The sequence below is a fragment of the Gluconacetobacter sacchari genome, from assembly GCF_014174255.1.
Classification (GTDB): domain Bacteria; phylum Pseudomonadota; class Alphaproteobacteria; order Acetobacterales; family Acetobacteraceae; genus Gluconacetobacter; species Gluconacetobacter sacchari.
In genome coordinates, this window is record NZ_JABEQJ010000002.1 from 248,425 (window position 1) to 261,339 (window position 12,915).

General features: G+C 67.0%; 13 protein-coding genes. 8 read left to right on the plus strand and 5 right to left on the minus strand.

The features are described 5' to 3' along the window. The first annotated feature begins 2 nt into the window (after window positions 1–2). Entirely contained in the window at window positions 3–545 is a 543-nt protein-coding gene (gene moaC, locus HLH48_RS02880) for a cyclic pyranopterin monophosphate synthase MoaC (RefSeq protein WP_182995987.1), read from the plus strand. Here the strand turns inward: moaC and HLH48_RS02885 are convergent. After that, window positions 524–1,942, minus strand: a complete 1,419-nt coding sequence (locus tag HLH48_RS02885; protein WP_182995988.1) for a helix-turn-helix domain-containing protein — start codon at window positions 1,940–1,942, stop codon at window positions 524–526. The genes moaC and HLH48_RS02885 overlap by 22 nt on opposite strands. Window positions 1,943–2,287: 345 nt before the next feature. On the opposite strand from HLH48_RS02885, the gene pdhA reads away from it, so the two are divergent. From pdhA to HLH48_RS02920, 7 genes are all read left to right on the plus strand, one after another. Further along, window positions 2,288–3,241 (plus strand): pyruvate dehydrogenase (acetyl-transferring) E1 component subunit alpha, encoded by a 954-nt coding sequence (pdhA, locus tag HLH48_RS02890; RefSeq protein ID WP_182996053.1) that lies wholly within the window; start codon window positions 2,288–2,290, stop codon window positions 3,239–3,241. A gap of 3 nt (window positions 3,242–3,244) precedes the next feature. Next, window positions 3,245–4,591 (plus strand): pyruvate dehydrogenase complex E1 component subunit beta, encoded by a 1,347-nt coding sequence (locus tag HLH48_RS02895; protein WP_182995989.1) that lies wholly within the window; start codon window positions 3,245–3,247, stop codon window positions 4,589–4,591. Window positions 4,592–4,603: 12 nt separating this feature from the next. After that, the gene (locus tag HLH48_RS02900) at window positions 4,604–5,860 is read left to right on the plus strand and encodes a pyruvate dehydrogenase complex dihydrolipoamide acetyltransferase (protein ID WP_182995990.1); all 1,257 of its coding nucleotides are present in this window, start codon (window positions 4,604–4,606) and stop codon (window positions 5,858–5,860) included. 70 nt (window positions 5,861–5,930) lie between these two features. Further along, on the plus strand, window positions 5,931–7,340 hold the full coding sequence (lpdA, locus tag HLH48_RS02905; protein WP_182995991.1) for a dihydrolipoyl dehydrogenase: 1,410 nt from the start codon (window positions 5,931–5,933) through the stop codon (window positions 7,338–7,340). Window positions 7,341–7,468: 128 nt separating this feature from the next. Beyond that, window positions 7,469–8,458: a lipoyl synthase gene (gene lipA, locus HLH48_RS02910; protein WP_182995992.1), complete on the plus strand. Its 990-nt coding sequence runs from the start codon at window positions 7,469–7,471 to the stop codon at window positions 8,456–8,458. Beyond that, the gene (locus tag HLH48_RS02915) at window positions 8,458–8,952 is read left to right on the plus strand and encodes a type II toxin-antitoxin system RatA family toxin (RefSeq protein WP_182995993.1); all 495 of its coding nucleotides are present in this window, start codon (window positions 8,458–8,460) and stop codon (window positions 8,950–8,952) included. The genes lipA and HLH48_RS02915 overlap by 1 nt, the downstream gene beginning before the upstream one ends. Window positions 8,953–9,013: 61 nt before the next feature. Further along, window positions 9,014–9,355: a hypothetical protein gene (locus HLH48_RS02920; protein WP_182995994.1), complete on the plus strand. Its 342-nt coding sequence runs from the start codon at window positions 9,014–9,016 to the stop codon at window positions 9,353–9,355. A gap of 13 nt (window positions 9,356–9,368) precedes the next feature. Here the strand turns inward: HLH48_RS02920 and HLH48_RS02925 are convergent, their stop codons facing one another. The 4 genes from HLH48_RS02925 to HLH48_RS02940 are packed head-to-tail and all read right to left on the minus strand — an operon-like array spanning window position 9,369 to window position 12,893. Beyond that, the gene (locus tag HLH48_RS02925) at window positions 9,369–9,866 is read right to left on the minus strand and encodes a CinA family protein (protein ID WP_182996054.1); all 498 of its coding nucleotides are present in this window, start codon (window positions 9,864–9,866) and stop codon (window positions 9,369–9,371) included. 26 nt (window positions 9,867–9,892) lie between these two features. Further along, window positions 9,893–10,372: a phosphatidylglycerophosphatase A family protein gene (locus tag HLH48_RS02930; protein WP_182995995.1), complete on the minus strand. Its 480-nt coding sequence runs from the start codon at window positions 10,370–10,372 to the stop codon at window positions 9,893–9,895. After that, a complete protein-coding gene (locus tag HLH48_RS02935; RefSeq protein ID WP_182995996.1) occupies window positions 10,369–12,306 on the minus strand; it encodes a lytic transglycosylase domain-containing protein in 1,938 nt (645 codons plus the stop codon). The genes HLH48_RS02930 and HLH48_RS02935 overlap by 4 nt, the downstream gene beginning before the upstream one ends. Next, complete coding sequence (locus HLH48_RS02940) at window positions 12,303–12,893, minus strand: YjbE family putative metal transport protein (RefSeq protein WP_182996055.1); 591 nt, start codon at window positions 12,891–12,893, stop codon at window positions 12,303–12,305. Before HLH48_RS02940 ends, HLH48_RS02935 begins: the two co-directional genes overlap by 4 nt. Window positions 12,894–12,915: the final 22 nt, after the last annotated feature.

The window sequence follows — 12,915 nt, forward strand, 5'->3', positions numbered from 1 at the left end:
CCATGTCGGGTGTCGGTGGGCTGACCCATCTCGACGCGCGTGGCCACGCCGTGATGGTGGATGTGGCCGGCAAGCCGGTGACCACGCGACAGGCGATCGCGCGCGGGCGGGTTGGCATGCGGCGGGAAACGCTGGACCTGATCCTGTCGGGCGGCATGAAGAAGGGTGACGTTCTGGCGGTCGCGCGGATCGCGGGTATCATGGCCGCCAAGAAGACGGCGGATCTGATTCCGCTTTGCCATCCGCTGGCGCTCAGTTCGGTGCGCGTGGAACTGGCCCCGACCGAGGATGGGGGAGGAATCGGGATCGAGGCCTGTGTCGGCACGACCGCGCAGACAGGGGTGGAAATGGAGGCACTGACGGCGGTCACTGTCTGCGCCCTGACCCTCTACGACATGTGCAAGGCCGTCGATCGCGACCTGACGATCGAGCATATTTGCCTGATCGCCAAATCTGGCGGACGCTCCGGCCCCTATCGGCGCGCCGATGGAGACCCGGCGGCCGGCGAAGCAGCCGGCCAGGCTCAGCCACCCGCCGCCGGCTGAAAGAAGAAGCCGCTCTGCGGCATCGCGCGATGCTCGCAATCGGCGCGCACGCACGACCGGCAGCCGGGGCCGATCGAGATGAATGTGCGCGGATCGTGCAGGTTCAGCATCGACGAATAGACGACTTCGTCCGCATGGGCGACGGAACAGCCCAGCACGATGGCGCGTTTCGGCTGGCGGTCGAAGAATGACAGCGGGTGGGAGACCACGGCCCGCGCCACGCTGATGAACAGGCCGCCCTCGGTATCCTGCGAGATCTGGATGATCAGCTTGCCTGCCGCCGAAAAGCTTTCGAACACGTTCCAGCGGGGGCACAGGGCGCCGAAGCGGGCGCGGCTGAAGCGGTTGGCGCTGTAGCTTTTCAGCACGTTGCCCGCGACGTCCGCCTTGATGAAATAGAACGGCACCCCTTCCGCGCCTGGGCGCTGGAGCGACGAGAGTCGCTGGCACACCTGCTCGTAACTTGCCGAGAAGGTCGTTTGCAGGTGATCGAGATCATGCTTGAACGCCTTGGCTTTTGCCGCGAAGAGTTCGTACGGCATAATGAGGCCGCCCGCGAAGTAATTGGCCATCGCGGCGCGGGCGATCGACCTCGTGTTCTCGTCGGACAGGAGCGGGTGGCGGGCCGCTTCGTCGATCAGCGTGGAATATCCCAGATGGGCGATCAACCGCGCCATGCTGAAGGTCCGGGTCGGGCCGGGCAGGCCGGGGTTGAAGCGGACGCGCTTATCGGCGCTGTCGAAGTGACACGGGCTGCCGTTGCCGGCGACGGGTTCGGCGGTCGCGCTGGAAATCTTGACGCCGAAGCGATCGCGAAGATAGCGCTCCAGCCCCGCTCCGATCGTATCCGTCTCCAATCGCGCGGTTTCGAATAATTGCTCGGCGGTCCGATCGAGCGTATCGAAATAATTCCGCTCCGCCTGTACCCAGTCACCGACGATCTCGTAGGCCGAGGAGAGTTTCGACCATGCGGAGACGCGCTCCGCCTCGGTTCGCTTGTCGGGCTGGATCTCGCTTCCCTGCTCGTGCATGGCCCTGACCGAGCGATAGAGTTCCAGGAACATTCTCACGAAGGCAGGATTGTCCCTGATGGCGCCATGGATCTCGCGTTCCGGCAACGATGAGCGGAACATCGGGTCGCTCGATGCCTCGCGCAGCAGCCGGAGCATCCGGATCTCGCCGTCATCGCCGAAATAGCTCGGCGCGACGGAGAACATGTCGCACAACGTCATCAGCAGCCGCGTCGGGACCGGTTTGACGTTGTTTTCGATCTGATTGAGGTAGCTCGCGGAAATGGCCAGGCGCTGGGCCATCATCCTCTGCGACAATTCATGCGCGATCCGCAATGCACGCACGCGATTGCCGCAGAACATCTTTCGGCCATTGGTGTCGGTCACGTTCACTCCGTTTGCCAAATACGTTTGGTTTGTTTCCGACCCTACACCTCTTTCCGCCTTTGAGGACGCCTCGTCGCGCGGTAAAAAGGCAGGGAACATCACAGATCTGCCGTCCGATTCCGCCGATACCGTCGAATGCCGGCTTATGGAGAGGCCTGCATTCCCCATCCGTGAACACGGCAAATTGAGTGAACATCATCAGACCGGAGCGCCGAAGGGCAGGATTCTCATCCCTTTCCGGCGCCGCGGTGCATGAAAAAAGGGAGAGAAACCGTGGACGAAAAAAAACCGTCCGGCACTGACGCGGGCATCGCCGAGCCCGACCGGAACAATGCGATCTTCTCCATGGACGAACTGAAGCACGCCTTTCACGACATGGTGCTGATCCGCCGGTTCGAGGAGCGGGCGGGCCAGTTGTACGGCATGGGCCTGATCGGCGGCTTCTGCCATCTGTATATCGGCCAGGAAGCCGTGGTGGTCGGCGTCCAGATGGGACTGAGGCCGGGCGACAAACTCATCACCTCCTATCGCGACCATGGCCAGATGCTGGCCTCCGGCATGGACCCGCGCGGCGTGATGGCCGAACTGACGGGGCGCGCAGGCGGCTATTCCCGCGGCAAGGGCGGGTCGATGCACATGTTCTCGCGCGAGAAGAATTTCTATGGCGGTCACGGGATCGTCGGCGCGCAGGTATCGCTGGGAATCGGGCTGGCCTTCGCGAACAAGTATCGCGGCAGCGACGAGGTCTCGATCGCCTATTTCGGCGAGGGCGCGTCCAGCCAGGGCCAGGTTTATGAAAGCTTCAACCTCGCGGCCCTGCACAAGCTGCCCTGCGTGTTCGTGATCGAAAACAATCATTACGGCATGGGTACCAGTGTCGAGCGGTCTTCGGCGTCCAAGGAATTGTGGCGCAATGGCGAGCCCTGGGGGATCCCGGGGCGCAAGGTCGATGGGATGGATGTCGAGGCGGTACACCAGGCGGCGCGGGAAGCGATTGCTTATTGCCGGGAGGGCAAGGGCCCGTTCCTGCTGGAAATGACGACCTATCGCTATCGCGGCCACTCCATGTCCGACCCCGCGAAATACCGTCCGCGTAGCGAAGTGGACGAAATGCGCAAGAATCACGACCCGATCGACCGGGTGCGTCGCGAATTGCTGACGCTGGGCGTCGATGAGGCGGAACTGAAAGGGATCGAGGACAAGGTGAAGGCGATTGTCGCGGACGCAGCCGATTTTGCGCAGAACAGCCCCGAACCCGACCCGTCCGAATTGTGGACCGACGTGCTGGTGGAGGGCTGAGCCATGACCACCCAGATCCTGATGCCCGCCCTGTCGCCGACCATGACCGAAGGCAAGCTGGCCCGCTGGCTGAAAACCCCCGGCGACCATGTCGCCGCCGGCGACGTGATCGCCGAAATCGAGACCGACAAGGCGACGATGGAAGTCGAAGCCGTCGATGAGGGGACGCTGGGCGACATCCTGGTGCCGGAAGGGACCGAGCATGTCGCGGTGAACACCCCGATCGCGAACCTGCAATCGGACGGCGCGAATGCCGCGCCGGTGGCGGCACCGCAGGCCGAGGCTCCGGCACCGGCCGCGACTGCCCCTGCCGCGCCAGCCGCCCCGGTGGCGCCGGCCTCGCCGGTGGCAGCGCCCGAGAAGGACTGGGGCGAGACGATCGAGATCACGGTGCGCGAGGCCCTGCGCGACGCGATGCTCGCCGAGATGCGGCGCGACGAAGACGTGTTCCTGATCGGCGAGGAAGTCGGGCAGTACCAGGGGGCCTACAAGGTCTCGCAGGGGCTGCTGGACGAATTCGGCGAGAAGCGCGTGATCGACACCCCGATCACCGAACATGGCTTCACCGGCATGGCGGTCGGCGCGGCGCTGACGGGGCTGAAGCCGATCGTGGAATTCATGACCATGAATTTCGCGATGCAGGCGATCGACCACATCATCAATTCGGCGGCCAAGACGCGCTACATGTCGGGCGGCCAGATTTCCTGCCCGATCGTCTTCCGCGGCCCGAACGGCGCCGCCGCCCGGGTGGGCGCCCAGCATTCGCAGTGCTATGCGAGCTGGTATGGCCATGTGCCCGGCCTGAAGGTGGTCGCGCCCTGGTCGTCGGCCGATGCCAAGGGGTTGTTGCGGGCCGCGATCCGCGATCCGAATCCGGTGATCGTGCTGGAAAACGAGATCCTGTACGGCCAGAAATTCCCGTGCCCGGTCGATGACGATTTCATCCTGCCGATCGGCCGCGCGAAGGTCGAGCGCGAGGGGACCGACGTGACGATCGTCGCCTTCTCGATCATGGTCGGCACGGCGCTGGAAGCCGCCGCGATCCTGGCGGAGCAGGGAATCTCGGCCGAGGTGATCAACCTGCGGACCATTCGCCCGCTCGACACCGAGACGATCGTCGCCAGCGTGAAGAAGACCAGCCGCCTGGTTTGTGTCGAGGAAGGCTGGCCCTTCGCCGGCATCGGCGCGGAAGTGGCGATGCAGGTTATCGAACATGCGTTCGACTATCTCGACGCGCCGCCGGCGCGGGTGGCCGGTGCAGACGTGCCGATGCCCTTCGCCGCCAATCTGGAAAAGCTGGCCCTTCCCAACCCGGCCTGGGTGGTGGATGCGGTCCGCAAGCTGGTCTGAGGAACGCACGCCATGTCCGTGAACATCCTGATGCCGGCTTTGTCGCCGACGATGACCGAGGGCAAGCTGGCCCGCTGGCTGAAGAAGGAAGGCGAAGCCATCGCCTCCGGCGACGTGATCGCCGAGATCGAGACCGACAAGGCGACGATGGAGGTCGAAGCCGTCGATGACGGGACGCTGGGGCGTATCCTGGTCGAGGCCGGTACCGAAGGCGTGAAGGTCAACGCGCCGATCGCCATCCTGGTGGCGGACGGCGAGGCGGTGCCCGATACGGCGTCGACCGCCGCATCTCCGGCTTCCGTTCCTGCTCCGGCTGCATCCCCGGCGGCGGCCGCTTCCCCCGCGCCGGCTTCGGTTGCTGCGGTCGCGCCGAAGGCGGGGCGGGTCTTCGCCTCGCCGCTTGCCCGGCGCATCGCGGCCCAGAAGGGCATAGACCTGGGCGCGGTGAAGGGCAGCGGCCCGAATGGCCGCATCGTGCGTCGCGACGTCGAGGCGGCCGTGGCCGCACCGGCTGCCGCTCCAGCCACTCCCAAACCCGCGCCGCTTCCAACACCGGCAGCCGCGATCGACGTGCCGCATACCGTCGTGCCGAATTCGTCGGTCCGCAAGGTCATCGCGCGCCGGCTGACCGAGGCGAAATCGACCATTCCGCATTTCTACGTCGCGATGGACGTGGAGCTGGATGCGCTGCTGGCCCTGCGCGCGCAGCTCAATGCCTCCTCGCCGGCCGAAGGGCCGGGGGTGTTCAAGCTGTCGGTCAACGACCTGCTGATCAAGGCCGTCGCCGTCGCGCTGCGGCGGGTGCCGAAGGTCAATGCGTCCTATACCGAGGATGCGACCATCCTGTACGACGATGTCGATATCTCGGTCGCCGTGTCGGTGCCCGACGGGCTGATCACGCCGATCATCCGCAATGCCGACCGCAAGTCGCTGAGCCAGATCAGCAACGAGGCGAAGGAGCTGATCGCCCGCGCCCGCGCCGGCAAGCTGAAGCCGCAGGAATTCCAGGGTGGCTCATTCTCGATCTCGAACATGGGCATGTACGGGGTCCGCGAATTCTCGGCCATCATCAACCCGCCGCAGGCCGCCATCCTGGCCATCGCGGCGGGCGAGAAGCGGGCGGTGGTGAAGGGGGATGCCATCGCGATCGCGACCGTCATGACGGTGACGCTGTCGGTCGATCATCGCGTGGTCGACGGCGCGCTGGCTGCCGAATGGGTCGCCGCTTTCCGTTCGGTGGTCGAATCGCCGCTCAGCCTCGTGGTCTGAACCGCCGTGGCCCGGCATGTCCGGGCCACGGATCTTCTGAACCGGCATCCTGCCCCGGGAACGTACATCAATGAACAAGACAGAATTCGATCTCGTCGTCGTCGGCGGCGGTCCCGGCGGGTATGTCGCCGCGATCCGCGCCGCTCAGCTTGGGCTGCGGACCGCCCTGGTCGAAGCCAATCATCTGGGCGGCATCTGCCTCAACTGGGGATGCATTCCGACCAAGGCGCTGCTGCGGGCGTCCGAGATCAACCACCTGCTGCATCATCTGGGTGAATTCGGCTTCGCGGCCGACAATGTGCGCTTCGACCTGCAAAAAGTGGTCAAGCGCTCGCGCCAGGTTGCCGGCCAGCTTTCGTCCGGCGTCGGGCATCTGCTGAAGAAGAACAAGGTCACGGTCTTCGACGGGTTCGGGGCGCTGGCGGGCAAGGATGGCGGCCGCCGCCTGCTGTCCGTCACCAAGGACGGCAAGCCGGTGGCGACGCTGAGTGCGAAGAACATCATCCTGGCCACTGGCGCGCGCGCCCGTGTGCTGCCGGGGCTGGAACCCGACGGCAAGCTGATCTGGTCCTATCGCGAGGCGATGGTGCCGACCGAGATGCCCCGATCGCTGCTGGTGATCGGCTCGGGTGCGATCGGCATCGAATTCGCCTCGTTCTACCGCAATATGGGCGCGGAGGTGACGGTCGTCGAGGTGCTGGACCGGATCCTGCCGGTCGAGGATGAGGAAATCAGCGCCCTGGCGCACAAAGCGTTCGTCAAGCAGGGCATGACCATCCTGACGGGCGCGAAGCTGGGCCCCCTCACCAAGGGCGCCGACAGCGTCAGCCTGTCGGTCGAAGCCGGCGGCAAGACGCACGCCATCACCGTGGACCGTGTGATTTCGGCCGTGGGCATTGTCGGCAATGTCGAGAAGCTGGGCCTGGAAGGCACGGCCATAACCGTCGACCGGACGCATGTGAAGGTCGATGCGCGATGCTTCACCGGCGAGCCGGGCATTTACGCCATCGGCGACCTGGCCGGGCCGCCCTGGCTGGCGCACAAGGCGAGCCATGAGGGTGTGATGTGCGTGGAGGCGATCGCCGGACGGCATGTCCACCCGATCGACCCGCTGAACATTCCCGGCTGCACCTATTGCCGGCCGCAGATCGCCTCGGTCGGGCTGACCGAGGCCCGCGCGAAGGAGGCCGGGCACGCGGTGCGGGTTGGCCGCTTTCCGTTCATCGGCAACGGCAAGGCGATTGCGATGGGCGAGCCCGACGGGCTGGTGAAGACGGTGTTCGATTCCGAAACCGGCGAATTGCTGGGCGCGCACATGATCGGGGCCGAGGTGACGGAGATGATCCAGGGCTATGTCATCGCCCGGACCTCGGAACTGACCGATGCCGAGTTGAAGGAAACGGTCTTTCCGCATCCCACCATCTCGGAGGCGATGCATGAGGCGGTGCTGGCGGCCTATGACGGAGCATTGCATATCTGAGTGGATACGCCGCCGGCGCGGCTCCTGAGCTTTTGATCGCGGAGGTGCGACGCGGGGGGATGTTCGCTTGACGCGCCCCCCGCGACGTTCCACTTCTGGCTGTCCGTTTGCTTTATGGGTTCTGCCTTATGTCCACGCGTCTGGTGATCGACCACAGAAAAGGCGGTGCCGCGCTCCGCCATCCCGAGAAAGCGCACCGGCCGGACAATCCCATCGCCCGCAAGCCGGACTGGATCCGCGTCAAGGCGCCGAACCACCCTGTCTATCACGAGACCCGCGCCCTGATGCGCGAGCAGAAACTGGTAACGGTGTGCGAGGAGGCAGCCTGCCCGAATATCGGCGAGTGCTGGTCGCAGCGTCACGCCACCATGATGATCATGGGTGAGATCTGCACCCGCGCCTGCGCCTTCTGCAACGTCACCACCGGCATGCCCAATCCGCTGGATGATGGCGAGCCCGAGCGTGTGGGCGAGGCCGTGGCGAAGCTGGGGCTGCGCCATGTCGTCATCACCTCGGTCGATCGCGACGACCTGCCGGACGGCGGCGCGGCGCATTTCGCCCGCGTCATCCGCGCGGTGCGCGCGGCTTCGTCCAGCACCACGATCGAGATCCTGACCCCGGACTTCCTGCGCAAGCCCGCGTCGCTGGAAGTGGTCGTGGCGGCGCGCCCCGACGTGTTCAACCATAATCTGGAAACCGTGCCGCGCCTGTACACCACCATCCGCCCCGGCGCGCGCTATTACCAGTCGCTGCGGCTGCTGGACGATGTGAAGCGCCATGACCCGTCGATTTTCACCAAGTCCGGCCTGATGGTCGGGCTGGGCGAAGACCGACCGGAAATTCTTCAGGTCATGGACGACCTGCGGGTGGCGGATGTCGATTTCATCACCCTGGGCCAGTATCTTCAGCCGACGGTGAAACATGCCCCGGTCAGGGATTTCGTCACGCCGGACGCATTCGCCGATTATGCCGCGATGGCGCGGGCCAAGGGCTTCCTGCAAGTCAGCGCCTCGCCGCTCACCCGGTCGTCCTACCATGCCGATTCCGACTTCGCCGAGTTGCGCGCGGCGCGCGAGGCGAAACTGGCGGCGGTGCGGAGCGGGGCGGAGAGCGTCTGATGCCGACGCATGCGGAACGTCGCCTGATCGCCTATTCGCCGGAGCAATTGTTCGACCTGGTGGCCGATGTCGGCAAATATCCGCAATTTCTGCCCTGGTGCGCCGCCGCGCGGGTGCGCACCCGCACCGCGACCGAACTGGTCGCGGACCTGACGATCGGCTTCGGCCCGTTTCGCGAAACCTTTACCAGCCGGGTGGACCTCGAACATCCCGCGCGCATCGGCGTTCGCTATGAAAAAGGGCCGTTTCGCTACCTGAACAATGTCTGGACTTTCGCGCCGGACCCGCGGGGTTGCCAGGTCGATTTCTTCGTCGATTTCGAATTCCGCTCGCGCCTGCTCCAGGCGGCGATCGGGGTGGTGTTCAACGAGGCGGTGCGCCTGATGGTCTCGGCCTTCATCCGGCGCGCGCGCGATATCTACGGGCCGCCCGAGACCGCCAAGACATTGGCGCAGCCCGCCAATGCGCAACCCGCCGGAACCGGAGGCGCCTGACGGGCGTTGGCGCCATGTGCCCGGCATGCGGGCGCGTTCCAGCCATGGGGGAACGATCGTGATGAAATTGTCTGTCGGTTCGATGATAGTCAGCACGGCACTGGTTGTCGGCACGCCGGTGCTCGCGAACGCCGATCACCATCATCACCATAAAGACCGCCACCACCAGGAGGCGTCCACCGGATCGCCCACGACCGAGGACCTGAACGCCAAGAGCCTGGCGTCCGCCCGTGCGGGCACCCCACCGTCGTCCGAGCCTTCGGCGCCCCCGGGCACCATGCCGATGGCGCCACCGATGGCACCGATGACTCCCATGCCGCCCGCGACTGTCCCTTCGGGAACCGGCACCGTCGCGCCGCCATCGCCTCCGGCACCGGCGATGCCCGACAGTTCGCCCCAGTAGGCTTTCCGGTACGCTACGCGGCGTCCGTCAGGTCGGCCAGCAGGTCCAGTGCCTGTTCGACGGCCTGTCGGCGGATGGCCGCGCGATCTCCGGTGAAGTGGCGCGATATCGTGCTGCCTTCGCCGTCGCGTCGTATGGCCCCGAACCAGACCAGCCCGACCGGCTTTTCCATCGTGCCGCCGCCGGGCCCGGCGATGCCTGTGATGGAAACCGCAAGATCGGCATCCGGCGCATGGGCCAGCGCGCCGCGTGCCATGGACGCCGCGACTTCGGCGCTGACCGCGCCGTGGCGGACCAGCAACATGGGCGGCACGCCCAGCAGCGCGGACTTCATCCCGTTCGAATACGTGACGAAGCCGCCCTCGACCATGTCGGATGAGCCGGCATGGTGCGTCAGCGCGGCGGCGACCAGGCCGCCGGTGCAGCTTTCGGCGGTGACGGCCCGCACACCGGCACCACGCAACCGGTCCAGTACCTCGGCCGCGCGGGCCAGGATCGTGTCGTTCAGCATGGATGACATGGGCACCCTCCGCGATTTCAGGCCAGGACGATCAGGATCCGCGCGGCGGTCATGATTGCCGCCGCGATCAGTCCGGCGACGATATCGTCACCCATGATGCCCGCCGCGTCATGCCGCCGGTCGAACCAGCCGACGGGACCGGGCTTGGTAATGTCGAACAGCCGGAACAGCGCGAATGCCAGCAGCAGCCACAGGACATCGATCCGGTCGGGCCGCGACGGGTCGACGGGATGGGGACCAAACGCGAGCGGAGCCATCGCGATCCACATGCCCGCGACCTCGTCGATCACGATCCATTGGTAGTCCTCGCCGCCGCTGACCTTGAGAGTGGCGGCATAGCCCGCGACGCAGCACAGCAGGATCGCGGCCCCCAGGACCAGCGGGTGGGGCAGGAACAGCAGGCCGCAGACCAGCGCCGCCAACGATCCCACGGTGCCCGGGGCGACTGGGGAAAAACCGCAGCCGCCGAAGCTGGCGACGAGGCGGGCAGGGGTCATGGCGGGGCCTCCGGTCGGGATTCGGAGGCCAGAGCCTGGTAGATGGCCAGGTTTTCCTCCACGCGCTGGATATAACTACGGGTTTCGGCAAACGGAATGCTCTCGATCCAATCGAGCATCGCCGTGGGTGTCGGGTCGGCGTGCGCCGGGTCGCCGACCGAGGCCAGCCATTGGTCGGTGCGGTGCGGCCCGGCATTGTACGCCGCCAGGACATAAGGGATCGTCCCATCGAACTTGCGCATCAATCGGGACAGATAGGCGGTGCCGATCCGCATGTTCAGGGCCGGGTCGGTCAGGCTTGCGCCTGTCAGCGTGCCGGTCGCCAGCCCCGCCCAGCGCGAGACGTCGCGCGCCGCTGCCGGCAGAAGCTGCATCAGCCCGTAGGCGCCGGCCGGACTGACGATCGCGGGATCGAAGCTGCTTTCCTGCCGGATTACCGCCATGACGAAGCCCGGGGGCAGGCCGTCCTCGCCGGTCGGGAACGGCGTCGGCCAGCCCAGCGGCAGCAGCGCGATCCCGTCGCGGCCTGCGCGGCGGGTGATCGTCACCGCCACGTCGGGTATCCCCAGCCGTAGGGCCAGCACCGCCGCCAGCGCATGGCCGGCGGCGCTGCCACCGCGCGAATCCTGCATCAGCACGAAATCGCGCGCATGGGTCAGATCGCCCCGCGCGGCCAGAAGTCGGGCGGCCTGGACCAGGTCGCTCGCCTCGAACCGGGCGGTTTCGGCGTCGTTCCATGCGGGCGGGGCCATCGCGCCCAACCGCGCGCGGATCAGCGCGCCGGAGCGTTCGGGAAACAGCAGCGGACTGGCCACGTCCCCGTCCAGCCGCGACAGCGCCATCTGGCCATAGAAGGTTCCGGGCAGGGCGGCGGCCCGCTGCCATTCCGCATGAGCGCCCGAGATATCGCCTTCCTCTTCCAACGCGCGGCCGGTCCAGTACAGGCCACGGCTAAGCGTGATCAGCGATGGGGAGGAACAAAGCGGTCTGAAGCGCCCCGCGGCCCGCTTGGGGTCATGCAGCCGGCGCAGCAGGATCCAGCCGGCGAGGAAATCGGCGTCATTCCGTGCCGCCGGGGTCATGTCGGCGGTCGTGGCCGCCAGGGCCAGCGCGCCCTGGTCCCGGCCGGCCAGCAGCATTTCATGCGCCAGCGCGTCCCGTTCGCTCCAGAAGGCGGGCAGGGGCAGGCGCCGTTCGGCCGCCATGCCCGCCTGCGGCCAGAGCGCGGCGGCCTGGTCGATCTGTCCCGTGCGCCGTAGCCAGCGCAGCCGGTCCAGCACCAGGACCGGATCGCCCGCCAGCGCCGGCGGTACCGTCGCCAATGCCGACAAACCAGGCCCCGGCCCGGAATCGGGCCGCGCCGTCCGCAGGGCAAGTCGGGCGAATGCCAACGTCTTTCGTGCCGGAGGCAGTCGTCCGGCCTGTCGCCGCGCCGCATCCACATGGCCGTCCAGTTCCTGACGATTGAACCGGCGCCACTGGTCGTCTTCCGTCAGGGCGCCGCCGAAGACCGCCAGAAACGGTGCTTCATCGGTCGCACGGTCGATCCCTGCGATCCAGGCCTGACGGGCCCGCGCTGCCAGCCCGCCGGGAGGGGACGCACTGCCGGCACAGGCCAGCAGAGCGGGGGACGCGGTCAGCGTCAGCTTCGCACAGGCCCGTGCGAGGCCGCCATCATCAGGGGGGACCAGGGCCATCAGGCCCTGCACGCGCGCCAGCATGGCGGCACGGCGCGGCCACGCCGGCTGCTGGTCCAGGAACGTCAGATAGTCGTCGATGCCCCCGCCTTCGGGCGAGAGCAGGTGCAGATAGGCCTCGACCCGCGCCGCCACGGCGGCCGGGGCCGGGTCACGGGCGGCCGCGGGACGGAACAGGCAGGCAAGAACCGCCAGTGCCGCGAGCCCGGCGATGCGCCGCCCGCGAGGCGCCGTCATGACACGACATGCCAGATTTCGCCGCCGCCCTTGACGATCAGTTCGATCGCCACGGCAAGCACGATCAGCAGTCCGATCCAGGCGATCCAGCGGAACCGCTCCAGCAGCCGGGCGATCACCGATGCCGCGACGGCCATCATCAGGACCGAAATCGCCAGACCGGCGATCAGCACCCAGATATGCTCGCCCGCCGCCCCGGCGACGGCCAGCACGTTGTCCAGGCTCATCGACAGGTCGGCGACGATGATGCGGACGATCGCCGCGCGCAGCGCCCCGGGCGGGGCGGTGCCGGTCGCGACGGGCGCGTCCTGGTGGCGCAGCTCGCGGAACATGCGCCAGCACACCCACAGCAGCAGAATCCCGCCCGCCAGGGTCAGGCCGATGATCGCAAGCAGCCGGACGGCGACGATCGCCAGGCCGACGCGGAACAGCGCGGCCGCCGCGACCCCGGCCAGGATGGCGCGCCCACGCAGGGAAGGCGGCAGGCCGCGCACGGCCAGCCCGATCACCACCGCATTGTCGCCGGCCAGGGTAAGGTCGATCAGAATGACCTGCACGAGCGAGGTCAGGGCGGAAAGGGTGAGGATGGTCGCGCTCCCGATGGATATG

What these genes read in the sequence shown, in the direction of transcription:
- lipA (WP_182995992.1), top strand. Translation starts at nt 7,469, where the DNA reads ATGTCCACGCGTCTGGTGATCGACCACAGAAAAGGCGGTGCCGCGCTC.
- HLH48_RS02915 (WP_182995993.1), top strand. Translation starts at nt 8,458, where the DNA reads ATGCCGACGCATGCGGAACGTCGCCTGATCGCCTATTCGCCGGAGCAA.
- HLH48_RS02925 (WP_182996054.1), bottom strand. Translation starts at nt 9,866, where the DNA reads ATGCTGAACGACACGATCCTGGCCCGCGCGGCCGAGGTACTGGACCGG.
- lpdA (WP_182995991.1), top strand. Translation starts at nt 5,931, where the DNA reads ATGAACAAGACAGAATTCGATCTCGTCGTCGTCGGCGGCGGTCCCGGC.
- HLH48_RS02920 (WP_182995994.1), top strand. Translation starts at nt 9,014, where the DNA reads ATGAAATTGTCTGTCGGTTCGATGATAGTCAGCACGGCACTGGTTGTC.
- HLH48_RS02935 (WP_182995996.1), bottom strand. Translation starts at nt 12,306, where the DNA reads ATGACGGCGCCTCGCGGGCGGCGCATCGCCGGGCTCGCGGCACTGGCG.
- HLH48_RS02900 (WP_182995990.1), top strand. Translation starts at nt 4,604, where the DNA reads ATGTCCGTGAACATCCTGATGCCGGCTTTGTCGCCGACGATGACCGAG.
- HLH48_RS02895 (WP_182995989.1), top strand. Translation starts at nt 3,245, where the DNA reads ATGACCACCCAGATCCTGATGCCCGCCCTGTCGCCGACCATGACCGAA.
- HLH48_RS02930 (WP_182995995.1), bottom strand. Translation starts at nt 10,372, where the DNA reads ATGACCCCTGCCCGCCTCGTCGCCAGCTTCGGCGGCTGCGGTTTTTCC.
- moaC (WP_182995987.1), top strand. Translation starts at nt 3, where the DNA reads ATGTCGGGTGTCGGTGGGCTGACCCATCTCGACGCGCGTGGCCACGCC.
- pdhA (WP_182996053.1), top strand. Translation starts at nt 2,288, where the DNA reads ATGGACGAACTGAAGCACGCCTTTCACGACATGGTGCTGATCCGCCGG.